The sequence below is a fragment of the Gulosibacter sp. GYB002 genome (assembly GCF_036577665.1).
Taxonomy (GTDB): domain Bacteria; phylum Actinomycetota; class Actinomycetes; order Actinomycetales; family Microbacteriaceae; genus Gulosibacter; species Gulosibacter hominis.
In genome coordinates this window covers 126189-149796 of the sequence record NZ_JARBDD010000013.1, presented here as the reverse complement: position 1 = coordinate 149796, position 23608 = coordinate 126189, and the positions used below count along the sequence as shown (strand labels likewise).

Here is a 23608-nt window from a genome sequence, read left to right as displayed (position 1 = left end):
TCAGATGAGCGCTACTGAATAGCGCGGTGAGGAAAAGACATGGCCAAGCAATGGCAGGGAGTTATCCGCGAATACGCCGAGTACCTCGACGTGACCGAAGCCACGCCGATCATCACGCTCGGAGAGGGCGGCACCCCGCTCATCCCGTCGCCGTCGCTGTCGCGTCGTACCGGCGCGGATGTGTACGTGAAATTTGAGGGGATGAACCCCACCGGTTCGTTCAAAGACCGCGGGATGACTATGGCGGTTTCGAAGGCCGTCGAGCACGGCGCGAAGGTGGTCGTGTGTGCATCCACCGGTAACACTTCCGCCTCGGCCGCAGCCTATGCGGGATATGCCGGTATTAAATCGGCAGTGCTGGTGCCCGAGGGCAAGATCGCAATGGGCAAGCTTTCGCAGGCAATCATCCACGGCGCCGAGCTGCTGCAGGTGCGCGGCAACTTTGACGACTGCCTGCGCATCGCTCGCGAGCTGGACGAAAACTACCCGGTACACTTGGTGAACTCGGTCAACAATGACCGTATCGAGGGGCAGAAGACCGCCTCGTTCGAAATCATCGACGTGCTCGGCGACGCCCCCGACTTCCACTTCATCCCGGTTGGTAATGCCGGTAACTACACCGCCTACACGCGCGGCTACCGCGAATACCGTGAAGCCGGTAAATCGACCAAACTGCCGCGGATGTTTGGTTTCCAGGCCTCGGGTGCCGCGCCGATCGTGCGCGGTGAGGTTGTCACCGCTCCCGAGACGATCGCCTCGGCTATCCGCATCGGTAACCCCGCCTCGTGGCGCCTGGCGCTCGAGGCGCGCGACGAAACCGACGGCTTTTTCGGCATGTTTGATGACATCGAAATTCTCGCAGCCCAGCGCATCCTCGCCGCTGAAACCGGTGTGTTTGTCGAACCGGCTTCGGCGATCTCGGTGGCTGGTCTGCTCTCGGAAGCCGACAAGGGGAATATCCCCGTGGGCTCGCGTTGTGTGCTCACCGTCACCGGTCACGGTTTGAAAGACCCGCAGTGGGCGCTGCGCGACGAAAACGGCAACGACGTAACTCCCACGGTTGTTGACGCCGACACCAGCGTGGTTGCCGAAGTGCTCGGTATGCGCGCATGAACCAGGTTACGCAGGGACGCACAGTAGCGGTGCGCGTGCCAGCCACCAGTGCGAATCTTGGCCCCGGTTTTGACACGCTCGGCCTGGCGCTGGCTCGCTACGACGAAATTGAGGTGCAGGCACTGCCCGCCGGCGAAATTGACATTCAGGTTGCCGGTGTCGGTGAGGGCGAGGTGCCACTGGATGAACGACACCTGGTGGTGCGTTCGATCTACACGGCGCTCGACCGCCTTGGCTTTGCCAGCCCCGGTCTGCGCTTGCGGGCACACAACACGATCCCGCACGGCCGAGGGCTGGGATCATCCGGCGCAGCAATTGTTGCCGGAGTGTGTGCCGCGGCAGGCCTCGTATCCGACCAGGTGGCCGTTACCGAGAACCAGCTGCTCAATATTGCGACCGAGCTGGAGGGGCATCCCGATAATGTTGCTCCCTGCCTATTCGGTGGTCTCACGATCGCGTGGATGGATGCCGAGGGCGAGCCGCGGTCGAAACAGCTTGCGGTCGACCGCGGGGTTTCGCTGGTGGTGCTGGTCCCCGAAGAGACCATGTCAACCGCCGTCGCGCGTTCGCTGCAGCCCGACCAGGTGCCGCACGCCGACGCCATTTTTAACCTGTCGCGGTCGGCGCTGCTGGTGGCGGCGCTCACCCAGAGCCCCGAGGTGTTGTTCGACGCCACCGAAGATCGCCTGCACCAGAGCTACCGCGCGTCAGCGATGCCAAAAACGAAGCTTTTGATTGATGAACTGCGGGCCGCGAAGCTGCCAGCGGTGGTTTCGGGAGCGGGCCCGAGCGTGCTGGTGATGTGCAGCGACCCGGCCGACCGGCTGGTTGCGGAGCGTATTGCTAGCGAGCGCACCGACACTCGTTGGCAGGCAATTATGACCGCCGTAGACACACTGGGTGCTACAGTGGAGGTAGTTTCGGAACTGTCGACATCGTCGATGGATGCGTGACCTCGCCGCTTGCGGCACCGGTTACGAATATCGAAACATCTGATCGCGAGGCGGATACCGCAGTTCTTGCGGACGATCTGTCCGGTGGCGCGTTGACGCGTTCCATTCGAGTACCGACTCGCATTTCCTCATAACAGGACGAGAACACCAACACATGACTGAACAAAACGAAACTCAGGCACGCCCGCTCAACTCAATGCGAGTTGCTGATTTGCAGGCGCTTGCCGCCGAAATGGGTATTAAGGGCAGCGCGCGACTGCGCAAGAGCCAGCTGATCGAAGTCATCGAGCAGGCCCGCGGTGAAGGCAGCTCGAAGGCAGCTGCGGCCGCTGAGAACAAGGCCGCTGCCGATGACAAAAACACCGAGCAGCGCGGAGCCGAACAATCAGCGTCTGATAACAAACCGACCTCGGCTCGGCAGCCGCGCCGCCGCGTGACTGTTGCTCCCGAGGCTGCATCCGAAAAACCTGACAGTGACGACGCTGACGGCCGCCGCGGTAAACAGAACGAGCCCGGCAAAGCTGAGCAGCCCGCCGCTGACGCGAAGTCGACTGAAAAAGACTCAGGCAAACCGACCGATAGCGGTGCCAAGAGCGCTGACGGCGGCGATCAGCCGCGCAAGAAGTCGAAGTCAAACAAGTCAAAAAAGCGCAAACAGAACGACAACAGCGATGATGACGCAGCCAAGGGCAACGAGTCGTCGAGCCCGAAGACGCTCGATGACATTGTTTTGCCGCCGGCCCGTGACGACGACTCGAGCGGTGAAGCGGAAGACGCCGACGACGATAAGCAGCAGGAGCACTCGGGTAACGGTCGCAAACGCAGCCGCAGCCGCAGCCGCAATCGCAACGACGACTCGAACCAGAACCAGCAGCGTCAGCGTGGTCGCAACCGGCGCGATGATGCCGACCCCGAGATCGCGCCCGACGATGTGCTGCTGCCGATTGCGGGCATCCTCGACGTGCTTGACAACTACGCGTTCGTGCGCACCTCTGGATACCTCCCCGGAGCAAACGACGTGTACGTCTCCCTCGGTCAGGTGAAAAAGTACGGGCTGCGCAAGGGCGACGCAATCGTTGGCGCGATTCGTCAGCCGCGCGAGGGCGAGCACCAGGGTGGTCGCCAGAAGTACAACGCACTCGCCAAGATCGACACCATTAACGGTCAGACTCCCGAACAGATCGCCAAGCGCCCCGAGTTCGACTCGCTCACTCCGCTGTACCCGGTCGACCGGCTGCGACTCGAAACCGCAGGTGGCCACGCCGCACAGCGGATGGTTGATCTTTTTGCTCCGATCGGTAAGGGCACCCGCGGCATTGTGGTGGCCCCGCCGAAGTCGGGCAAATCGATCATGCTCGAGCGGGTTGCCAGCGCGGTAACCCAGAACGAACCGGATGCGCACCTGATGCTCGTGCTCGTGGGGGAGCGGCCCGAAGAGGTCACCCGTCTGCAGCGCATGATTAACGGTGAGGTCGTGTCGTCAACTTTCGATATGCCGGCCGAAAACCACACCACCATCGCTGAGCTCGCTATCGAGCGTGCCAAGCGACTGGTCGAGCTCGGTCTCGATGTGGTGGTGCTGCTCGACTCGCTGACCCAGCTTTGCCGCGCCTACAACATCGCGGCGCCCGGCTCGGGCCGCATCATCGACGGTGGCGTGGATGCTTCGGCGCTGCACCTGCCGAAAACCTTCTTCGGTGCCGCACGCAATATTGAAAACGGCGGTTCGCTGACGATCCTCGCCACCGCGATGGTCGAAACCGGTTCGCGCACCGACGAGGTTATTCTCGAGGAGTTCGCTGGCACCGCCAATATGGAGCTGCGACTCTCACGCGCGATGGCTGATAAGCGAATCTTCCCGGCCGTTGACATTCAGCAGTCGTCAACGCTGCACGAAGAAGACCTGCTGAGCGAAACCGAACTCGCTGCCACCTGGAAGATTCGCCGCGCGCTCGGCGATGACACCCAGGTGTCGCTCGAATCGGTGCTCGAACGGCTCTCGTCCACCGCCACGAACGAAGAATTCGTCGCCGCGGTGAGCCGCGAAGCAAATCTGGCGGTGCGCGCATGAGCACACCGAACGAATTTGCCGAGTCGGTAGGCCTGCTGCGCGAAGAACATGCCGAGCTGCAAGAACAGCTTGCCGACCCAGAACTGCACGCCAACCCGGCCCGCGCCAAAAAAGTAAACCGGCGCTACGCCGAGCTGTCGCAGATTCTCGCGGCCGACGACAAACTCTCCGCGCTGCAGGACGACCTCGAAGCCGCCAATGAACTCGCCCGCGAAGACGAAATGTTCGCGGACGAGGCCGAGGCGATCGAGCAAAAACTTGAAGAACAGCACGAAAAACTACGCCGTCTGCTCATCCCGCGCGACCCGGATGACGGCCGCGACGTGATCATGGAAATCAAGGGCGGCGAAGGTGGCGAAGAGTCGGCGCTGTTCGCTGCCGACCTGCTGCGCATGTACACGCACTATGCCGAAAGCCGCGGCTGGAAGGTCGAACTGCTCGACAAGGCCGAGTCAGACCTCGGCGGTTACAAATCGGTGCAGGTGGCCATTAAGTCGACTTCAAACGAACCGGCTGATGGCGTGTGGGCCTCACTCAAATATGAGGGTGGCGTGCACCGCGTGCAGCGCGTTCCGGCAACCGAATCACAGGGCCGCATTCACACCTCCACCACCGGTGTGCTGGTGTTCCCCGAAGTTGATGAGCCCGAGGAAATCAACATCGACCCGAACGACCTCAAAATTGACGTTTATCGGTCGTCGGGTCCCGGTGGTCAGTCGGTGAACACCACCGACTCGGCCGTGCGCATTACGCACCTGCCCACCGGTATTGTGGTTTCGATGCAGAACGAAAAATCGCAGATCCAAAACCGGGCCGCCGCCATGCGCGTTCTGCAGGCGCGACTGCTTGCCAAACAGCAAGAGGAGCTCGCCGAAGCCGAAGCGGGGATGCGTGCCTCACAGATTCGTTCGATGGACCGTTCGGAGCGCATCCGCACCTATAATTTCCCCGAAAACCGCATCGCCGATCACCGCACCGGATACAAGGCCTACAACCTTGACCAGGTGATGGACGGGGCGCTCGGGCCGGTAATTGACTCGGCTGTGCAGGCCGATGAAGAAGCCCGCCTGGCGGCCCTTTCGGGGCAGGAAGACGCCTAGTCGCGCATCCGCCAAGCGCAACACAAAAGTGGCCACGGAACCATTCGGAACCGTGGCCACTTTGCTGTCGGTTGGGTTGCTGGTCGCTAGATGACCCACGAATCGGGAACGATCGGACGGTGTTCGCTGTGCGCGCGAGGCCTGAGAGGGCGCGGTTTTGCAGGGATGCCCACCACGAGCGAGTTTGCCGGTGCATCCTTATTCACCACCGCATTGGCGCCCACTCGGCAATCGTCACCGATCGTGATCGGGCCGAGCAATTTCGCACCGGCGCCGATCAATACCCGGTCGCCGATGGTCGGGTGGCGTTTTACCTGCTTGGTCGATACGCCCCCGAGGGTGACGCCGTGATAGATGACGCAATCGTCACCAATCTCCGCGGTTTCACCAATCACCACGCCCATCCCGTGATCGATGAACAACCGGCGGCCGATGCGGGCGGCCGGATGAATTTCAATCCCGGTCAAAAAGCGCGAAAACTGCGAGAGCATTCGTGCCGGTAGCTTGCCACCGGGGCGCTGCCACAGTGCGTGGGCGGCCCGATGCAGCCACAGCGCGTGCAAGCCCGAATAATTAATCACAATCGACAGCTTGCTGCGCGCTGCCGGATCTCCCCGCTGCACCGCAAAAATGTCCTCGCGCACGCGTCGAAAAAACTCATCAGCGCGCGAACGGCGGGGCATCGCGGAGTGCGGGCGGCGGGGAGAAGCAAGCATACTTAGCTTTCGTTCGAGGCGCGAAGATCGTCGAACAACACACTCGACAGGTAGCGCTCGCCGGTGTCGGGCACGATCACCACAATGTTTTTGCCAGCATACTCGGGGCGAGCTGCCACCTGCAGCGCAGCCCAAAGGTTTGCACCGGCAGAAATACCCGCAAAAATACCCTCGCGAGCGGCCACATCACGAGAGACACGCACCGAGTCATCCAGTGATGCGGGGATGACCTCGTCAATCAGGTCGCGCTCGAGCACCTCGGGCACGAAGTTCGCGCCGATGCCCTGGATTTTGTGCGGGCCCGCCTTACCCTCGCTCAAAAGCGGCGAATCGACCGGCTCGACCGCGACGATGCGCACCTCGGGGTTGCGCTGTTTCAACACCTGCGCCACACCGGTGATGGTGCCACCGGTACCCACACCGGCGACCACCACATCAACCTCACCGTCGGTGTCATTCCAGATTTCCTCGGCGGTGGTTTCGCGGTGGATTTCGGTGTTGGCCTCGTTTTCAAACTGGTTGGCGAGGATCGACCCCTCGATCTCGTCGCGCAGCTGCTGTGCCTTCGCGACCGCGCCGCGCATCCCCTCACTGCCGGGAGTGAGCACGAGTTCAGCACCGAGCGCGCGCATAATCTGGCGACGCTCGACCGACATGGTCTCGGGCATGGCAATAATTACGCGGTAGCCGCGGGCCGCGCCAATCGCGGCCAGGGCGATACCGGTATTACCCGAGGTGCCCTCAATGATGGTGCCGCCGGGCTGAAGCTGCCCCGAGCGCTCCGCGGCCCGGATGATGCCCCAGGCGAGACGGTCTTTCACACTCGAAGCGGGATTAAAAAACTCGAGCTTGGCCAGAATATTGGCGTCGGTCTCGTTGACGCGGTTGAGTCGTACCAGCGGAGTACCGCCGATGGTCTCGGTAATGTCGCGATAAATCGCTGCCATGGGGGTCACCTTTCTTTTGTGTCCCCATATAGTTGCAAACAGAACTGTTTTTTGCGTTCGAAATGTCACGCAGAGTCACGTTGCCGAACGGTGCAGCGATTCGGCCTGCGAAAATATGGCCATGCCTGTATCCGATCCCGTCCCGACGCTTGACGAACTCGTCGCTGAGGCGCGGCAAATACTGGTGCCCGCCGGGCTCGCACCCAGTGAAGCCGAAATCACCATCGCCGCAGCCCTCGAACGCAGCCGTGGCGATCTCGAACTAGCCCGACTGCTCGGCCGCCGGCCCACACCGGTGCAGGTGCAGCGCATCCGCAGCTTTACCGCGCAGCGTGCTCGCCGCATCCCGCTGCAATATCTCACCGGCACGGCCGGGTTTTACGGGCACGAATTTGAGGTGGGGTCGGGAGTGTTTATTCCGCGTCCAGAAACCGAGACGCTCGTGACGCTCGCGATTAAATCGGCACGTGACTGCGGGGATGCACCCGCGATTTACGATCTCGGATCGGGAACGGGTGCGATTGCCGCCTCGATTGCGGTCGAGCTACCGGAAGCGCGAGTCACCGCGGTCGAATCGTCACCGTACGCCTGGCCCTGGCTGCGACAAAACCTGAAGCGGATCGCGCCGCAGGTGCGCGCACACTTTGGTGATTGGCACCGGTTGCTCGCCGGGCTGCCGAGTCGCTCGGTCGATGTCCTGGTATCGAACCCGCCCTATGTGCCCGATCGTGAAATTCCGCGGGATCCCGAGGTGCGCCTGTTTGACCCCGAAACCGCGCTGTATTCCGGCAGCGATGGGCTTGATGATATTCGTCAATTGGCTGCGGACGCGGCCCGCCTGCTGCGGCCGGGTGGCAGCATTCTTGTGGAACACACCGAGCAGCAGGGGGAGCTCATCCGCGAGCTATTTGTCGCGGCCGGCCTGCAGCAGGCACAAACTTACCCCGACCTAACGGGTCGAGAGCGCATCACCTCGGCAAAGTCGCGGCTAGACTAGCGTCATCATGTCGCAAGTATTTGACCTGTCGCAGCCCGAACAACTGCTTTCGGGGATGCGCGAGGCCCGCATGGCGCTTGGTCGCGGCGAAGTGATTGTCCTGCCCACCGATACGGTGTACGGCATCGCCGCCGATGCATTCAACCCCGATGCGGTAGCGGCGCTTTTGGCGGCAAAAGAACGCACCCGGCAAGCGCCACCGCCGGTGCTGGCAGCCTCAGTGGCCACCCTGCAAGCACTTGCCGAGCAGATCCCGCAGCCGGTGATTGAACTGTTTGATCAGTTCGCGCCGGGGCCGCTCACGGTGATTTTGCCGGCCCAATCGAGCTTGCAATGGGATCTAGGCGACACTCGTGGCACGGTCGCGCTGCGCATCCCAAACCATCCGCTGGCACTCGAACTGCTGCGTGAAACCGGTCCGTTGGCGGTGTCGAGCGCCAATAAGCACGGTAAGCCCGCACCCGCCACCGCGGAAGCTGCGGTGGAGCAGCTTTCGGACGCGGTGAATATTTTTCTCGATGCAGGTGAGGTTGGGGGAGTCGCCTCGACCATTCTCGACGCCACCGCGCTGTGCGAAACACCACCTCGGCCCGCGCGCATCGTGCGCCAGGGAGCGCTATCGCGGGAACTACTCGCCGAACAGCTCGGCGATCTGCTGGCGCCCGACGAGACCACCGCCGAAGCGGCCGATAGGGCCGCGTCACCGTCAGCCACCGAACCGTCGGAAACAGTGTCTCCGGCCATCGAAGCATAGGGCCCAGCCAGCGTGCGTTTTTATGCACTGATCATCGTCATTACCGCCGCGGTGTCGTTTCTCGCCTGTGGCGGGGTATATCGACTCGCGATGCGGCACCGCTGGTATCCACCGGTGCGGTCACGCGATGTGCATAGCAAACCAAAACCCCGGCTGGGTGGTATCGGCATGTTCATTGCCGTTCTGGTATCACTCGCGATTGCCTCGCAAATCAGCTGGTTCGACATTGTCTACGCTGCACCCGATCGGATGTGGGGCATCATCGGTGCCGCCACCATCATCGTGGTGATGGGCGTGATCGACGACTTTGTTGATCTCGACTGGATGCTAAAACTCGGCGTGCAGATGATCGGTGGTGTGGTGCTGGCCTTCTCAGGTGTGGCGATCACCACCCTGCCGGTCGGGGGAGTGCTCGTGCCCTCGCAGTGGCTGTCGGTGCTGGTGTCGGTGCTGGCGGTCGTGCTGGTGATGAACGCGGTGAACTTCATTGACGGGCTCGACGGGCTAGTAGCCGGGGTTACGATCATCGCGAACGGTGTGTTTTTGATCTATGCCTATCTGCTCACTGAAGAGCTGCAAACCAGCCGCTTCGGTTTGGGTGCGCTGCTCTCGGCAATTTTGGTGGGTGCGTGTTTGGGATTTTTGCCGTGGAACTGGAACCCCTCCAAAATGTTTATGGGGGATGGCGGAGCACTTCTGGTTGGTTTGCTGATGGCGTCCTCAACTATTGCGGTCACCGGCGAGGTCGACCCCGTGGCGATCAACCGTAACGAGCTTTTCCCGGCCTTCATGCCGCTGATCTTCCCCTTCGCCGTGCTGATTGTGCCCATTGTCGATTTCACGATGGCGGTCATCCGTCGACTCGCCGCTGGTAAATCACCGTTCAGCGCCGATCGCAAACACCTGCACCACCGACTGCTCGACATGGGGCACACCCAGCGCCGGGCGGTGCTGGTGTTTTATGCCTGGGCAAGTGTGATCGCAGTGACCGCGCTGATCGCGTTCGTCGCACCAAGTGTTTGGGCCTGGGGAACGTTCCTCGTCGTGGGGTTGACGCTGTGCGTCGCGGTGACAGTCTCGCCAATTGCCAGCCGTCGCAAACGGCTCGAAAAAATGGCCCAGCTATCACCGTATGGCGATGATGATGACGAATTTGATCCACTGGATGCGCTGGGTGAGTCGGAATCAGACCGTGTTCGCCGCGCGCAAGCCGCGCCGCTTGCGCTGCGAAATCGAATTCGAAAGCTGCTCGACGAAGAATCTAAATCGGATGTTTCGGCACCGACAAACAAACCGGTCGCCGAACCTGAACCCGGTGATGTCGAATCCGACGGCTCAGCTGTCACCGAAATTGTCACTGCCGCAGAAACCAAGGAGAATGACTCATGACCTCAACGAATCAACCCGCCAGCGTGCCGGTGATGAAGCGCGTGCTGCGCTGGTCGCTGGTGCTCACCGCGGCAATCGCGGTGGTGGGCGGCATTGTCGGTTGGTTTGTCGCCGGATGGGCCGGGGTGTGGTCGGCAGTCGTCGCCGCGCTCCTGGCGATGCTGTTCACCGGTGTGACGGTGATCTCGGTGATCCTCGCGGCTCGGTTTGACGCGGTGATGTTTATGGGCATCATCCTCGGCGCCTGGATTTTGAAGCTGCTGGTGTTCCTCGGCGTGCTCGCAATCGTCAAGCAGCTCGATTTCACCCACGACTGGATGCTGTGGTCGTGCATGGTTGTCGCCATCATCGGCCACCTGACTATTGACCTGCTCGTGGTTGCAAGCAGCCGTCTCGGTGCAATGAGCGATATCAAACTGCCCGGTGAGTAGTTAAAACCGGCAAATGTTTCGCCAATCGTTCACCAACACGGACACACCACTGCACTTCGAACCGGAGTATTTCCTGATAGAGTTGGACAGTCGGTGTGAATCGCGCCAAGCGCAAAATTCGACACCGCTTTGCCAGACTTCGCGAACCCGATCGGTTCGCGCCCAGTGACAGGAGATCGCGCTGTTCCCGACTGCCCTGAATCTGACCGGCATCTTCGCTGCATCAGCAAACTGCCCCGAAGGCGAGTACTGTGCACCGACCGTTCAGGAAGAATTCTTCCCACCGGCACTGCTGTTTGACGGCACGATCTTCGAAATCAACCGCGTCATTATGGTGCGGCTGATTGCCGTTGTCGTGCTCATGCTCCTGTTCTGGCTCGCGCTGCGGAAACCGAAGGTGGTTCCCTCGCGCGGCCAATCGATCATTGAGCTAGCTGTCGGTTACGTTCGCGACGAGATCGTTTACGACATGCTCGGCGAACGCATCGGTAAAAAGTACCTGCCGTACATCCTCACGCTGTTCTTCGGCATCCTCTTCATGAACCTGACCACCGCGATTCCGTTCCTCAATATTTCGGGTAACGGTCTGTTCGGTATGCCGCTCGTACTGGCGCTCACCACCTATGTGGTCTTTATCTACGCAGGCTTCCGCGAGGCTGGCGGTCTGACCTTCCTGCGCAACGCGCTGTTCCCGGCAGGTGTGCCCTGGCCGCTCTACATCCTGCTCACCCCGATTGAGCTGGTGAACACCTTCCTGGTGCGCCCGGTATCGCTCGCCCTGCGACTCATGCTCAACCTGATGGTTGGTCACCTGCTGCTGGTCATCACCTTCTCAGCCACCGCGTTCTTTGTCGGTCTGATGAACATGTGGAGCGTGATGGGTGTGTTCACCCTCGCCGGCTCGTTCATCATGACCCTCATGGAGCTGCTGGTCTCGGTGCTGCAGGCCTATGTGTTCGCGCTGCTGACCACCAGCTACATCCAGCTTTCGGTCGCGAAATCGCACTAGCGTTCGCGAACGAATAAAAACCCCTGATCCCCTAATCACCAGTAAGACGTCGAGGCCAACCGGCCTCCTCGCCCAACCGGAAGGAAACCCTAGTGGACACCACCACTCTCGCCGAGATCAACGGCAACATCGCTACCGTCGGCTACGGCCTCGCAACCATCGGCCCCGGCGTCGGTATCGGCATCATCGCTGGTAAGACCGTTGAGGCGATGGCTCGTCAGCCCGAGATGGCCGGCCGCCTGCAGACCACGATGTTCCTCGGTATTGCATTCGCCGAGGTGCTCGCATTCATCGGTATCGCCACCCCCTTCATCTTCGGCGCGTAAGACGATTCCGGAGTGAGCATCATGAACTACGACATCATTCTCGCAGCCGAGAACGGCGAGAAGTTCGGCTGGCAGCCGGACCTGCTGATCCCGGCGGCATACGACATCTTCTGGTCGCTTGTCGTGCTCGTGGTGCTCCTGCTTTTCTTCTGGAAGTTCGTCCTTCCCAAGCTGAACTCGGCTCTCGACGAGCGTGCCGCCAAGATCGAAGGCGGTATCGAAAAGGCAGCGGCCGTGCAGGCCGAAGCCGATGCTCGCAAGGATGAGTACGAACAGCTCCTGGCCGAAGCGCGTACCGAAGCGGCTGAAATCCGCGAAAAGGCACGTGCCGAGGGCGAGGCCATTAAGGCCGAGAAGAAGCAGGAGACCCAGGTTGAGCTCGACCGCATGACGAAATCGGCAAAGGACCAGATTGAGGCCGAACGTCAGGCCGCAGTGGTCTCGCTGCGTCAGGAAGTCGGCGCGCTCGCCCTCGACCTCGCTTCGGGCGTGGTTGGCGAGAACCTCTCCGACGACCAGCGTTCGAGCGCCTACGTCGACCGGTTCCTCAGCGACCTCGACCAGAAGGCGGGAACGACCAACTAATGGCTACGACCAGCAATCAGGCCCTCGTCGCCATCAAGCGCGAGGTCGACGGCTTTGGCCCCGGTGATGTAGCTGCCGCTCGGCAGCTGTTCGACGTGGCCGATTCGCTCGCGAACATCCGTGAGCTGGCCGGCGATCTCGCAGCTCGAGGCGTGGATGCGGCAAACAAGTCGGCGCTCGTTCAGCGTGCGTTCCCCGGTCTTGAGGCAGGCGCCAAGCGTGTGCTCGACACCGCGGTTGCGCAGCGCTGGGAAAGTGCTGATGAATTCACCGCAGCGGTGCAAGAGGCCGCGATCCGCGCCGTTGCGCAGGCCACTTCGAACCACGCCCAGCTCGTCAGCGAACTGAACAGCTTCAGCGACACGGTCACCTCCAACGGTGAACTCGAACTCACAATCGGGTCACGCCTGGGTAGCTCCGAAGCCAAAGTTCAGCTGGTTGAGCGACTGTTCGGCAGCCGACTCGGCGAAGACTCGCTACGCATCCTGCGTTCGCTCGTGCGTAACCCCGGCGGTCACCGTCCGCGTCGTTTTGTGCAGCGAGCAATTGCCGCTGTTGCTGACCAGGCAAACCGCCAGGTAGCAACGGTGACCACGGCTCGCCCGCTTGGAGCGTCGCAGCTTGAGCGCCTTGAAGCTGGTCTGTCTGCCCGCTTCGGTCGCACGGTTGCTATCAACCAGGTCATCGACCCCTCGGTAATCGGTGGGGTGCGTGTGGAACTCGGTGACGAGGTCATCGACGACACCGCCGCAGCGCGAATCCACGACCTCCGCCTTCAGCTCGCGTAGCGAACGGTTACGACCGAGGGGCTCGGCCCCCACAACATGGGAAGAACCTAGGGGCTTAGCCCCGACGACAAGGGAAGAAAATGTCAGAACTTACGATCAATCCGGACGAGATCCGCGTCGCGCTCAGCGAATTCGCGAACTCGTACCGTCCGCAGGGTGCGACGGCGACCGAAGTCGGCACGGTGATCAGCGCTGCTGACGGTATCGCGCGTATCGAGGGCCTGCCCTCGGTAATGGCGAACGAGCTCATTCGCTTCGCCGACGGTACGCTCGGTCTCGCGCAGAACCTCGAAGAAGACGTAATCGGCGCCATCGTGCTCGGCCCCTTCGGCGGCATCGTCGAAGGTATGGAAGTTACCCGCACCGGCGAGGTGCTCTCGGTGCCGGTGGGCGAGGGGTACCTCGGCCGCGTGGTCGACCCGCTGGGCCAGCCGATCGACGGCCTCGGTGAAATCACCGGTATCGAAGGCCGCCGTGCCCTCGAGCTCCAGGCCCCCGGCGTTATGGACCGCAAGTCGGTGCACGAGCCGCTCGAGACCGGTATCAAGGCCATCGACGCGATGATCCCCGTTGGGCGCGGTCAGCGTCAGCTGATCATCGGTGACCGCCAGACCGGTAAGACCGCTATCGCCATCGACGCGATCATCAACCAGAAGGCGAACTGGGAGTCGGGCGACCCGACCAAGCAGGTTCGCTGCATCTACGTCGCCATCGGTCAGAAGGGCTCGACCATCGCCGCCGTGCGCGGTGCGCTCGAAGAGGCAGGCGCCCTCGAGTACACCACCATCGTGGCTTCGCCCGCATCCGACCCCGCCGGCTTCAAGTACCTTTCGGCCTACACCGGTTCGGCAATCGGTCAGCACTGGATGTACAACGGCAAGCACGTGCTCATCGTGTTTGACGACCTGTCGAAGCAGGCTGAAGCCTACCGTGCAGTTTCGCTGCTGCTGCGTCGTCCGCCGGGCCGTGAAGCCTACCCCGGTGACGTGTTCTACCTCCACTCGCGTCTGCTCGAGCGTTGCGCGAAGCTCTCGGATGAGCGCGGCGCGGGTTCGATGACCGGTCTGCCGATCATCGAGACCAAGGCAAACGACGTTTCGGCATACATCCCCACCAACGTGATTTCGATCACCGACGGTCAGATCTTCCTGCAGTCTGACCTCTTCCTCGCCAACCAGCGCCCGGCTGTTGACGTGGGTATTTCGGTGTCGCGTGTTGGTGGTGCCGCACAGCGCAAGCACATCAAGAAGGTCTCGGGTACGCTCAAGCTCGAGCTGGCCCAGTACCGCGACCTCGCGGCCTTCTCGATGTTCGCATCCGACCTCGACGCCGCAACCAAGCGCCAGCTTGAGCGCGGTGCCCGCCTCACCGAGCTGCTGCGCCAGCCGCAGTACTCGCCGTACCCCATCGAAGAACAGGTCGTTTCGATCTGGGCCGGTACCAACGGCAAGCTTGATGAAGTGCCGGTAGAAGACGTGCTGCGTTTTGAAGCCGAGATGCTCGACTACCTCAAGCGCAACACCTCGGTGCTCGACGACCTGCGCAACAGCGGCAAACTCGAGGACGAAACCAAGTCGGCGATGGAATCAGCCATCGACGAGTTCTCGAAGACCTTCCAGAAGTCGGACGGGAAGCCGCTGTTCTCGGTTGGAACCGAAGAATTTGACGCAACCGACGAGGAAGACGTCAATCAGGAGCAGATCGTTACCGGGAAGCGCCGCTAGGCGCCACCCGGGTTACTGAGAGACCAGGAGAACCATGGGAGCACAGCTTCGCGAATATCGGGCGAAGATTAAATCCGCCCAGACGATGCAAAAGGTCACGAGCGCTATGGAGCTCATCGCGACCTCGCGCATCAACAAGGCGCGCGCCCGCATGGAAGCTTCGAACCCGTACACCCGCGCAGTTACGCAGGCAGTGTCGGCGGCAGCTACCTACGCCGACGACATCGACCACGTGCTGCTCACTGAGCCCGAGCAGGTTCGCCGTGCGGCGATCGTGCTCTTCACCAGCGACCGCGGCCTCAACGGCGCCTTCTCGCACAACGTGCTTAAGGAAGCCGAAGAGCTCACGACCCTGCTCCGCGAGCAGGGCAAAGAAGTTGTCTACTATCTCGTCGGCCGCAAGGCTGTCGGTTATTTCACCTTCCGTGAGCGCAGCTTCGACCGTGACTGGACCGGCTCGACCGAAAAGCCAGAGTTCACCACCGCCAAAGAAATCGGCGAAGAGCTGGTGAACCGGTTTACAACCTCGTATGAGGATGGCGGCGTAGAGGAGATTCACTTCATCTACAACCGCTTCATCAACATGGTGCGCCAGGAACCCACAGTGGTTCGTCTGCTGCCCCTCGAGGTTGTAGAGGGTGGCGAGGAGCCTCAGAACGATGAGCTCTACCCGCTTTACGAGTTCGAACCCACGCCGGAGGCAGTGCTGGATGCGCTGCTGCCCGTCTACATCCAAGCGCGACTGTTCAACGCCATGCTGCACTCGGCCGCCTCAGAGCAGGCCGCACGTCAGCGGGCAATGAAGTCGGCATCGGACAACGCTAAAGAACTGGTGCGTGACTACACGCGCCTGGCAAACAACGCGCGCCAGGCCGAAATTACGCAGCAGATTACTGAGATCGTGAGCGGCGCGGACGCGCTCGCTTCGTAACCCGCGCCAACCACGAAGAAAAAGGAATGCACATGACGACGAATGCGACGTACGAGCAGCAGGCAGGTACCAAGCCTGCCGGCGTCGGCCGCATCGCTCGCGTTACGGGCCCGGTGGTCGACATCGAGTTCCCGCACGACGCGATGCCCGGCATTTACAATGCCCTCACCACCGAGGTGAGCATGGGGGAGGAATCCTTCAAGCTCACACTCGAGGTGGCACAGCACCTCGGCGACGACATGGTTCGTGCCATCGCGATGAAGCCGACTGACGGCCTCGTTCGCGGTCAGGAAGTTGTTGACACCGGCGCACCCATCTCGGTGCCCGTTGGTGACGTCACCAAGGGCAAGGTGTTCAACGTTACCGGTGACGTGCTCAACGACTCGATGATCACCGAGCCCTACGAGATCACCGAGCGTTGGCCCATCCACCGCGACCCGCCGGCATTCGACCAGCTTGAGTCGAAGACCGAAATGTTCGAGACCGGTATTAAGGTCATCGACCTGCTCACCCCCTACGTGCAGGGTGGAAAGATCGGTCTGTTCGGTGGTGCCGGTGTCGGTAAGACCGTTCTGATCCAGGAAATGATCACCCGTGTGGCACGCGACCACGGTGGTGTGTCGGTGTTCGCCGGTGTTGGTGAGCGTACCCGTGAGGGTAACGACCTGATTTTCGAGATGGAAGAAGCCGGGGTGCTCGACAAGACCGCCCTGGTGTTCGGCCAGATGGACGAGCCGCCGGGGACGCGTCTGCGCATCGCGCTGACCGGTCTGACCATGGCGGAATACTTCCGTGACGTTCAGCAGCAGGACGTGCTGCTGTTCATCGACAACATCTTCCGTTTCACCCAGGCAGGCTCGGAGGTGTCGACCCTGCTGGGCCGTATGCCTTCGGCTGTGGGTTACCAGCCCAACCTGGCCGACGAGATGGGTATTCTCCAGGAGCGCATCACCTCGACGCGCGGTCACGCCATCACTTCGATGCAGGCCATTTACGTGCCCGCCGACGACTACACCGACCCGGCTCCGGCAACCACCTTCGCTCACCTCGACGCCACCACCGAGCTCTCGCGTGCGATTGCTTCGCGTGGTCTGTACCCCGCGGTCGACCCGCTGGCCTCGACCAGCCGCATCCTCGACCCGCAGTACGTGGGTGAAGAGCACTACCGCGTCGCCACCACGGTGAAGAAGATCCTCCAGAAGAACAAGGAGCTTCAGGAGATCATCGCCATCCTCGGTGTTGACGAGCTCTCGGAAGAAGACAAGATTACTGTGGCCCGCGCACGTCGCATCCAGCAGTACCTGTCGCAGAACACCTACACCGCGATTCAGTTCACCGGTGTTGAGGGTTCGACCGTGCCCGTCAAGGACACGATCGAGGCATTCGACGCGATTTGCCGCGGTGACTTCGACCACATCCCCGAACAGTGCTTCTACAACGTGGGGCCGATCGAGGACGTGCTCGAGAAGTACGCTGAACTGCAGAAAGAACTGGGCTAGTCCATGGCGACCGCACCGAACACGCTGCACGTCAACGTCACCAACGCCACTGAGCAGGTGTGGGAGGGTGAAGCCACCATGGTTTCGGCCTTCACCACCGAGGGGTCGATCGGTATTCTTCCCGGTCACAGTCCCGTGCTCGCCGCCCTCGCGAAGGGTGAGGTGCGGGTGAAAGCAGTTGACGGCACCGAGATTACGGCGCAGGCAGACGACGGGTTTCTGTCGGTTGCTGGCGACCAGGTCACGGTCATCGCCGGTGAGGCGCTCGTTTCAGAGTGACCTCGCAACTGCTCCTGCTGCTACCGCCGTCCGAAACAAAATCGGACGGCGGTAGCCGCGTTTCCACAAATATTCAGCCCGACGACCCTCAGCTGCGCGCCATCGGTGAGAAGGTGCGCGACGATCTCATCGCATTGAGCTCGGCTGATGCCGAGCTTGCCGCAAAAGCGTTGAAAATTTCTGTTCGTCAGGCCGATAAAGAACTTGCGAGAAACCGCCAACTTCGCAACGCGGAGGTGAAACCGGCCGCGCAGCGGTACACGGGAGTGCTCTATGACGCGCTCGATGCCGGTTCGCTAGATGACGCCGTCAGGCAGTGGCTCGACGAGCACGTGCTGATTCAATCGGCGTTATACGGGCTCGTCTCCGCTGGATCCGCAATCGCGGCATACCGGCTGTCATACAACTCCAAACTTCCCGGCGCATCCCTGCGAGAGCGCTGGGCCGAAGCCGTAACGGCGTATCTAGCCACCCATCAGGGCCCGATTCTCGATCTGCGGTCAAAAGGATACGTGACCCTCGGCCCGCTCCCCGAAGATCGTGACGATGCGGTCTGGGCCGATGTTGTTGAAGCGCTACCGAACGGCGAGTTTCGCTCACTCAACCACTTCAATAAGCGCGCGAAGGGTTTGCTCGTGCGTAAACTCGCCGAGCGCCATGAAGACCGCATTACCAGTCTCGAAGAGCTGCGAGAAGCCCTCGCGCCCGAATTCGTCATGGAACCGATGGCTGCACAACGAGTGCGTGTGGTGGTGCGCCCGAACTGAGCGCGGCCTTGGTGTGTCGGCTCATTCGTCGATGAGCGGAAGCATCGACATAGTCCGCTCGATGGATATTCGGAAAAAATCTTCCTAGTTAACCCGCCCTGGAGTCTCGATCTCTATGCTTTTGAACGACTGCTTCGACTGAGCAAGGAGAATCGTAATGAGTACTGATCTGTATAGCACATATGGTGGGTTTTTCGCGCTCATCGCCTCGATGTTCGCGTTCATCCTTATTTTCGGCGTTATCGTCTATGTGATCTCGTCGCTGCTGCTAATGAAAATCTACGCGAAAATGGGGATCGAGGGCTGGAAAGCCTGGGTGCCCATCTACAACATGTGGGTCTTCCTTGAAGCGGGTGCATATCCGGGCTGGCTGTCACTGCTGACCTTTGTGCCATTCGCAAACATCGTTGCGGTGGTGTTCATCGTCATGGCGGCCTATCGCATCGGCGAGGGATTCGGAAAAGACGGCGCCTGGATCGTGCTGTTCATCTTCCTGCCAATTGTCTGGTACGCCATCATTGCGTTTGACAGCAGCCAGTGGCGTGGACTGTCCGGCGGCCTGGTGAGCGGCCCCAGTGCGGCGGCGGCGAACCGCGGGATGCAAGCCGGCGGCTATGTATATGCCGGCCAACCCGGCTACGGCCAGGCTGGCGGCTACGGGCAGCAGCCCGGTTACGGCCAGCAGCCCGGCTACGGTCAGCAACCGGGCGCTCAACCCCAGCAGTCTTACGGCAGCCAGCCGTATGGGGCTCAGGCATACGGGCAGCAGCCCGGCCAACCGCAGTATGGCGGCCAGCCTCCGCAGGCGCCGGGACAGCAGCCCGGTGCGCAGCAAGCATCCTCAACACCCTACGGTCAATCGCCGCAGGCGCCGGGACAGCAGCCCGGTGCGCAGCCGGGCGACCAGCCGAGCAATTAGCTCGCAGTGATTGATGCGCAGTAGCGGGATCGGTTTCGGCCGGTCCCGCTACTGAGTTTCCACAGGTGGCTGCGCACACAACTATCCCCAGAGACCTCTTTTCCGCGGGCACGCACCTGTGCGGGCACCTAGCTTTGCTGCCATGAACAGCAACACTCGAACCCTCCGCAACCCCGTTGAAGTCCTGACCACAATCCCCGAACTGTGCGGGTTCATGCCCGTCGAATCGCTCGTCGTACTGCCGTTTAGCGAAAAATACGGTGGTGCTGTGATGCGTATCGACCTGCCCGCATACGAACACGAATTTGAAATGTATGCGGCCGCGGTTGCCGCAAAACTTACCCGCTTCCACGACATTACCCAGGTCGCAATCGCGATCTATACGCACCGCCCGCTCGGGCTCAATGAACCCCCCTACGAAAAACTCATCACGGCGCTGATCGCGGTCTGTGATGTGACCGCTATCGAGGTGGCAACCGTATTGGTGCACGCCTCCGATGGCTGGTGTGAATATGGTGGCTCGCGAAGCGGCACGATCGAAAGCCTGCAACACGACCTCGATTTGCTGGCACAGTCGCCAACAGCGCGACTGGAAATTCAACCTGCGGCTGTCGAAGCACGTGACGAACTCGCTCAACTGTTGCACATGGTTGACGAGGTGATGCCGCGCCTGCATCCATTTGAGCTTCTCGAAACCTGGGATGAACTCGAGCTGGCCGCAGCGGTTGAAGAACTCGACGAATATGTGCTGCGACTGGCGGTGGTCGTCAGCGGGATGCGCTCGGTCGCGCTTACCGGTCTGCTCTTGCACCACATCGGATACGGCCCAGAGGCGGTGAACGAGCTGCTCGCGGTTTACTTGCTGCACTCGAGGGCACAGCGGGGCCGACCGCATGGCTGCGTCGGAGACGCTGCGTTCGAGGGGTGGTGGACACAGGGGTTCCAGTGCGGCCGCGAAGACGATGCGCCACACACCGGCGAAGCCTCGGAGTGGTCAGCCGCCAGCGACTTTTTGCAGGCAGCCATCGACCGGGTGGCTATTGAAGCGGTTGATCTCGACCGCTGTGAGCGGGCAACGCGACTTTTGCGACAGCTGGCCGCGCATCTCGAAAATGACCGACGCGGCGATGTGCTGTCAGTGCTGGCCTGGACACACTGGGCAAGCGGAAACCTCACCGCCGCCGACTATTACGCACAGCAGGTGCTGCGGAGCGATCAGACGCACCCGCTCGCCATCGAAATTGATGACCTGTGCGCGCGGGCGGTGCTGCCCGGCTGGATCGGCAGCACCGGATGTGCCGGCGGAGTGCGCGATGCTGACCTGCACGATCTGATCGCCAACGACCCGCTGACGTGACCGTGCCCGCAGCAGCTACTCGAGTGCATCCGGCCACAGCCGAGTTCGAGCCGCCCACTAGCGAAACTGAACTGGTGCTGCTTCACCACCACGAGCAGCCAGCCGAAGGCATGGTTGCCGAAACACCGGCGGCCGCGGTGGAACCACCCATCCGGCTTCCGAGTGCACCGGTACCTCCTGAACCGCAGCAGCTTCCCGCAATCGCGATGATCGCGCCTATGGTGCTTGGGTTCACGCTATTTCTCGTTATCGGCAGCCCGTATTTGCTCATGTTCATGCTCTTCGGGCCGGTGCTGATGCTGGCCCAGTCATTCGACCGAAAAATCGGTGGCCGGCGCCGGATGCGGCGTAAACGTGCCGAGTTCGAAGCCGAGCTCGAGCGTGTCGAGACAGAAGTGGTTGCTGCACACCAACGGCTTCGCGCCCGAGCCCGTGCTGCGCATCCGCTTGCCCGCGATCTACTGACCTGCGAGCTGCTGCCGAACACCGAAGGCGCTGTGGTTGTGGGAACCACGACCGTGCCGAGCGAGCTGCGAATCGAAGGTAGTGGTCAAGACGACCCCGATTGCGAACGGGTGCGGCGCGCAGCTCAGCAATTTTCGGGGGCACCACTTGCGGTGACCGCAGCCCCCATTGCGGTGACCGGTGCCGAGTCGGTCATGTACGGCGCCGCATATGCGCTAATCGTGCAGCGAGCCCATCACGACCCCGGCAAGATGATCAATCTTGCGGGCGAGGCGTTCGAACCACTGGCGCAGCAACTGCGCAGTTGGGGAGTGCGGGTGAACTGGCAGCGGCACTATCGACCGGATGCATCCGAACCGATTTTGATTGCCGCCAGCGGTGCGTTACCGGATGCAGTGAGCCTGATGGTGCGCGCCGATGGCAGCGCCGTGGTGCAGTGGCCCGATGGCAAACGGGTGGCGGCACGCGCCGAAACAATCGGGGTGCTCGAACTTCGCCAGTGGCTGCAGCGGGTTGTGGTGCCGGCGCAACGCCAGACGGATCAACGTCAGGCTGCGATTCCCGACAGCTGCGAGCTAAACCCGATGCTGTGCGGCAGCGGAGCGGGATCGAGCGCCGCTGAACTCGCGGCGCAATTTGCGATGGCAGCATCCGGGCCGCTGGTAATTGACCTGGTGCGTGACGGACCCCACGCGGTTATCGGCGGTACCACCGGTTCGGGGAAAAGCGAGCTGCTGGTGGCCTGGGTCACCGCGCTTGCCGACCGTTACAGCGCCGATTCCTGCCAGTTTCTCTGCCTCGACTTCAAGGGCGGGGCGACCTTCGATGCGGTGCAGCAATTGCCGCACTGCGTGGGTATTGTCACCGATCTCGATGAGGGCGAAGCGCTGCGCGTTCTCGCCAGCTTGCAGGCAGAACTCAAACGCCGCGAGCACTGCCTGCGGCAGCTGGGCGTGCGCGATATTGCCGAGGCGCAGGGGCGGCTTGCGCGGCTGGTGGTATTTGTCGATGAATACCAGGCGCTTGTGACCGACCACCCGCAGCTCACCGAAGTGTTCGCCGATATTGGGTCGCGAGGCCGAAGCCTCGGCATCCACCTGGTGCTGTGCACGCAGCGGCCCACAGGGGTGTTTCGCGAATCACTTTTGGCAAACTGTGCCCTGCGCCTGAGCCTTCGAGTGGAACAGCCCATTGATTCACGCACGCTTCTCGGTATTGAAAATGCGGCCGAATTGCCCATCACCCCGCGTGGTCGCATGCTCTATCGCATTGGTAGCGGCAGCGTTGGCACCGCGCAAGTGGCACGAGCGAGCTCGGTGGATATTGCTGAGGTTGCGGCCCGCGAAAACCATCGTCGACGCAGTGAGTGCCTACCCGAAATAGTGCGCCCCTGGCAGCCAGCACTCGGCGAGGATGTTCCGCAGCGCGGCACCACTTGGGCTACCGCCGACCAACCCGAGCAGCAGCTGCAGTGGCAGCTCGACCTACCGAGACCGGGTGACCACGCCTTTATTGTGGGAGCGCCGAGGTCGGGTAAGTCGACTGCTCTGGCGAGTATGGCGCGTGCGGCGGCCGCGGCGCGGCGGCCGGTGCGCTGGGTGGGGCACAGCGCCGAAAATGTCTACGAGCTTCTGGACCAGTTACCAACCGCCAGTGCGGCCGGCGACCTGCTACTTATCGATGATTTGGATGCGCTTGAACAGCAGCTTGAAGAACCGCATCGCACCGAACTGCTTGACCGCATCACCCGGTTACTTCGGCAGCCGGGCGGCCACAGTGTGGTGTTTGCCAGCACGCGGCTTAACGGGTCACTACAGCGACTGGGGTCACTCATGAGCGCAGTGTTGCGGCTAGCAACGCACTCAAAACAGGAGTGGCTGCTGAACGGGGGTGAAACCCGTCATTTCAGCGGGCATTTTATGCCCGGCCGCGGCCGATGGCACGACCTGCTGGTGCAGGTACACAGCTGCCACAGCGAAACGGAATTGCAACAACGAGCGCCGGTGCTACGACATAGTTTATTTGAGGTGCCGGAATCCGGCTGCATCGTGGTGGCACGCCAAACCGATCGGCTATCACAGTGGTTTGCGGCGGCTGGCCACGATGTCGGCGGGGTGCCAAAACCCGGGGCGGCCATGCCAGCAGCGCCGGGCGAGCAGGTGCGAGTGGTAACCGGTGCCCGAGTACTCATCGGAGACCCCGAGCAGTGGCAGGGCACCTACGGGGCGCTGGCTCGAGAATCACAGCAGCGGCCGGTGCTCGCAATCGGTGTTGACCCGGCGCAGTGGCGAACATTTTTGCGTGATGATCCGCTACCGCCACCCATCCTCGACCCGCATGAATACGGGCTGTGGCGCACTCCGAACGGCAAATTTCGCCGGGTGCGATTGCGCGATGGATTACCGTGGCAGTTTTGTGAAGCCGATTGGAGCGAAACCGGCGTAACAGACCAGTCGGCGACCGAAACGAACCGGCCAAGCAAATGACA

The 23608-nt window shown here is 61.7% G+C and carries 22 protein-coding genes; 20 read left to right on the top strand and 2 right to left on the bottom strand.

Annotated elements, in window-relative coordinates; translation table 11 throughout:
• Nucleotides 1-39 precede the first annotated feature (39 nt).
• From thrC to prfA, 4 genes are all read left to right on the top strand, one after another.
• The gene (thrC, locus tag PV375_RS07810; protein WP_201517132.1) at nucleotides 40-1113 is read left to right on the top strand and encodes a threonine synthase; all 1074 of its coding nucleotides are present in this window, start codon (nucleotides 40-42) and stop codon (nucleotides 1111-1113) included.
• A complete protein-coding gene (thrB, locus tag PV375_RS07805; RefSeq protein WP_201517131.1) occupies nucleotides 1110-2066 on the top strand; it encodes a homoserine kinase in 957 nt (318 codons plus the stop codon). The genes thrC and thrB overlap by 4 nt, the downstream gene beginning before the upstream one ends.
• Nucleotides 2067-2220: 154 nt before the next feature.
• Nucleotides 2221-4137 carry a transcription termination factor Rho gene (gene rho / locus PV375_RS07800; protein WP_332106821.1) on the top strand — a complete coding sequence of 639 codons (1917 nt, stop codon included), beginning with the start codon at nucleotides 2221-2223 and terminating at the stop codon, nucleotides 4135-4137.
• Entirely contained in the window at nucleotides 4134-5237 is a 1104-nt protein-coding gene (gene prfA / locus PV375_RS07795) for a peptide chain release factor 1 (protein ID WP_201521524.1), read from the top strand. The genes rho and prfA overlap by 4 nt, the downstream gene beginning before the upstream one ends.
• Before the next feature lie 86 nt (nucleotides 5238-5323).
• Here prfA and epsC read toward each other — a convergent pair whose 3' ends face one another.
• The gene (gene epsC, locus PV375_RS07790; RefSeq protein WP_420842072.1) at nucleotides 5324-5953 is read right to left on the bottom strand and encodes a serine O-acetyltransferase EpsC; all 630 of its coding nucleotides are present in this window, start codon (nucleotides 5951-5953) and stop codon (nucleotides 5324-5326) included.
• 2 nt (nucleotides 5954-5955) lie between these two features.
• Nucleotides 5956-6900, bottom strand: a complete 945-nt coding sequence (gene cysK, locus PV375_RS07785) for a cysteine synthase A (protein ID WP_332106820.1) — start codon at nucleotides 6898-6900, stop codon at nucleotides 5956-5958.
• 121 nt (nucleotides 6901-7021) lie between these two features.
• Between cysK and prmC the strand changes: the two genes are divergently transcribed.
• The 16 genes from prmC (at nucleotide 7022) to PV375_RS07705 (ending at nucleotide 23606) form a co-directional block, all read left to right on the top strand.
• On the top strand, nucleotides 7022-7897 hold the full coding sequence (prmC, locus tag PV375_RS07780; RefSeq protein ID WP_332106819.1) for a peptide chain release factor N(5)-glutamine methyltransferase: 876 nt from the start codon (nucleotides 7022-7024) through the stop codon (nucleotides 7895-7897).
• A gap of 7 nt (nucleotides 7898-7904) precedes the next feature.
• The gene (locus PV375_RS07775; RefSeq protein WP_201517126.1) at nucleotides 7905-8651 is read left to right on the top strand and encodes an L-threonylcarbamoyladenylate synthase; all 747 of its coding nucleotides are present in this window, start codon (nucleotides 7905-7907) and stop codon (nucleotides 8649-8651) included.
• 12 nt (nucleotides 8652-8663) lie between these two features.
• Complete coding sequence (locus PV375_RS07770; RefSeq protein ID WP_201517125.1) at nucleotides 8664-10040, top strand: MraY family glycosyltransferase; 1377 nt, start codon at nucleotides 8664-8666, stop codon at nucleotides 10038-10040.
• Complete coding sequence (locus tag PV375_RS07765; protein ID WP_332106818.1) at nucleotides 10037-10471, top strand: hypothetical protein; 435 nt, start codon at nucleotides 10037-10039, stop codon at nucleotides 10469-10471. The genes PV375_RS07770 and PV375_RS07765 overlap by 4 nt, the downstream gene beginning before the upstream one ends.
• Nucleotides 10472-10646: 175 nt before the next feature.
• Nucleotides 10647-11480 carry a F0F1 ATP synthase subunit A gene (gene atpB / locus PV375_RS07760; protein ID WP_332106859.1) on the top strand — a complete coding sequence of 278 codons (834 nt, stop codon included), beginning with the start codon at nucleotides 10647-10649 and terminating at the stop codon, nucleotides 11478-11480.
• Between the two features lie 92 nt (nucleotides 11481-11572).
• Complete coding sequence (gene atpE, locus PV375_RS07755) at nucleotides 11573-11806, top strand: ATP synthase F0 subunit C (RefSeq protein WP_201517123.1); 234 nt, start codon at nucleotides 11573-11575, stop codon at nucleotides 11804-11806.
• Nucleotides 11807-11827: 21 nt separating this feature from the next.
• Nucleotides 11828-12391, top strand: a complete 564-nt coding sequence (locus PV375_RS07750) for a F0F1 ATP synthase subunit B (RefSeq protein ID WP_201517279.1) — start codon at nucleotides 11828-11830, stop codon at nucleotides 12389-12391.
• The gene (gene atpH / locus PV375_RS07745) at nucleotides 12391-13179 is read left to right on the top strand and encodes an ATP synthase F1 subunit delta (protein ID WP_332106817.1); all 789 of its coding nucleotides are present in this window, start codon (nucleotides 12391-12393) and stop codon (nucleotides 13177-13179) included. The genes PV375_RS07750 and atpH overlap by 1 nt, the downstream gene beginning before the upstream one ends.
• A gap of 80 nt (nucleotides 13180-13259) precedes the next feature.
• A complete protein-coding gene (gene atpA / locus PV375_RS07740; protein ID WP_201517121.1) occupies nucleotides 13260-14903 on the top strand; it encodes a F0F1 ATP synthase subunit alpha in 1644 nt (547 codons plus the stop codon).
• A 34-nt stretch (nucleotides 14904-14937) separates the two neighbouring features.
• On the top strand, nucleotides 14938-15834 hold the full coding sequence (locus tag PV375_RS07735) for a F0F1 ATP synthase subunit gamma (RefSeq protein ID WP_201521532.1): 897 nt from the start codon (nucleotides 14938-14940) through the stop codon (nucleotides 15832-15834).
• A 32-nt stretch (nucleotides 15835-15866) separates the two neighbouring features.
• Complete coding sequence (gene atpD / locus PV375_RS07730; RefSeq protein WP_201517119.1) at nucleotides 15867-17333, top strand: F0F1 ATP synthase subunit beta; 1467 nt, start codon at nucleotides 15867-15869, stop codon at nucleotides 17331-17333.
• Nucleotides 17334-17336: 3 nt separating this feature from the next.
• Nucleotides 17337-17612, top strand: a complete 276-nt coding sequence (locus tag PV375_RS07725; protein WP_201517118.1) for a F0F1 ATP synthase subunit epsilon — start codon at nucleotides 17337-17339, stop codon at nucleotides 17610-17612.
• Complete coding sequence (locus PV375_RS07720; protein WP_332106816.1) at nucleotides 17609-18379, top strand: YaaA family protein; 771 nt, start codon at nucleotides 17609-17611, stop codon at nucleotides 18377-18379. The genes PV375_RS07725 and PV375_RS07720 overlap by 4 nt, the downstream gene beginning before the upstream one ends.
• Before the next feature lie 157 nt (nucleotides 18380-18536).
• Nucleotides 18537-19298: a DUF5684 domain-containing protein gene (locus tag PV375_RS07715; protein ID WP_332106815.1), complete on the top strand. Its 762-nt coding sequence runs from the start codon at nucleotides 18537-18539 to the stop codon at nucleotides 19296-19298.
• Nucleotides 19299-19440: 142 nt separating this feature from the next.
• Nucleotides 19441-20655, top strand: coding sequence for a DUF4192 family protein (locus tag PV375_RS07710; protein WP_332106814.1), 1215 nt, complete (start codon nucleotides 19441-19443; stop codon nucleotides 20653-20655).
• Complete coding sequence (locus tag PV375_RS07705) at nucleotides 20652-23606, top strand: FtsK/SpoIIIE domain-containing protein (RefSeq protein ID WP_332106813.1); 2955 nt, start codon at nucleotides 20652-20654, stop codon at nucleotides 23604-23606. The genes PV375_RS07710 and PV375_RS07705 overlap by 4 nt, the downstream gene beginning before the upstream one ends.
• Nucleotides 23607-23608 lie beyond the last annotated feature (2 nt).

Coding starts and splice junctions, on each gene's coding strand:
- prfA (WP_201521524.1), top strand. CDS start 4,134: ATGAGCACACCGAACGAATTTGCCGAGTCGGTAGGCCTGCTGCGCGAA.
- PV375_RS07775 (WP_201517126.1), top strand. CDS start 7,905: ATGTCGCAAGTATTTGACCTGTCGCAGCCCGAACAACTGCTTTCGGGG.
- PV375_RS07735 (WP_201521532.1), top strand. CDS start 14,938: ATGGGAGCACAGCTTCGCGAATATCGGGCGAAGATTAAATCCGCCCAG.
- thrC (WP_201517132.1), top strand. CDS start 40: ATGGCCAAGCAATGGCAGGGAGTTATCCGCGAATACGCCGAGTACCTC.
- atpD (WP_201517119.1), top strand. CDS start 15,867: ATGACGACGAATGCGACGTACGAGCAGCAGGCAGGTACCAAGCCTGCC.
- PV375_RS07765 (WP_332106818.1), top strand. CDS start 10,037: ATGACCTCAACGAATCAACCCGCCAGCGTGCCGGTGATGAAGCGCGTG.
- prmC (WP_332106819.1), top strand. CDS start 7,022: ATGCCTGTATCCGATCCCGTCCCGACGCTTGACGAACTCGTCGCTGAG.
- thrB (WP_201517131.1), top strand. CDS start 1,110: ATGAACCAGGTTACGCAGGGACGCACAGTAGCGGTGCGCGTGCCAGCC.
- epsC (WP_420842072.1), bottom strand. CDS start 5,953: ATGCTTGCTTCTCCCCGCCGCCCGCACTCCGCGATGCCCCGCCGTTCG.
- PV375_RS07750 (WP_201517279.1), top strand. CDS start 11,828: ATGAACTACGACATCATTCTCGCAGCCGAGAACGGCGAGAAGTTCGGC.
- PV375_RS07715 (WP_332106815.1), top strand. CDS start 18,537: ATGAGTACTGATCTGTATAGCACATATGGTGGGTTTTTCGCGCTCATC.
- atpH (WP_332106817.1), top strand. CDS start 12,391: ATGGCTACGACCAGCAATCAGGCCCTCGTCGCCATCAAGCGCGAGGTC.
- atpA (WP_201517121.1), top strand. CDS start 13,260: ATGTCAGAACTTACGATCAATCCGGACGAGATCCGCGTCGCGCTCAGC.
- rho (WP_332106821.1), top strand. CDS start 2,221: ATGACTGAACAAAACGAAACTCAGGCACGCCCGCTCAACTCAATGCGA.
- PV375_RS07725 (WP_201517118.1), top strand. CDS start 17,337: ATGGCGACCGCACCGAACACGCTGCACGTCAACGTCACCAACGCCACT.
- cysK (WP_332106820.1), bottom strand. CDS start 6,900: ATGGCAGCGATTTATCGCGACATTACCGAGACCATCGGCGGTACTCCG.
- PV375_RS07710 (WP_332106814.1), top strand. CDS start 19,441: ATGAACAGCAACACTCGAACCCTCCGCAACCCCGTTGAAGTCCTGACC.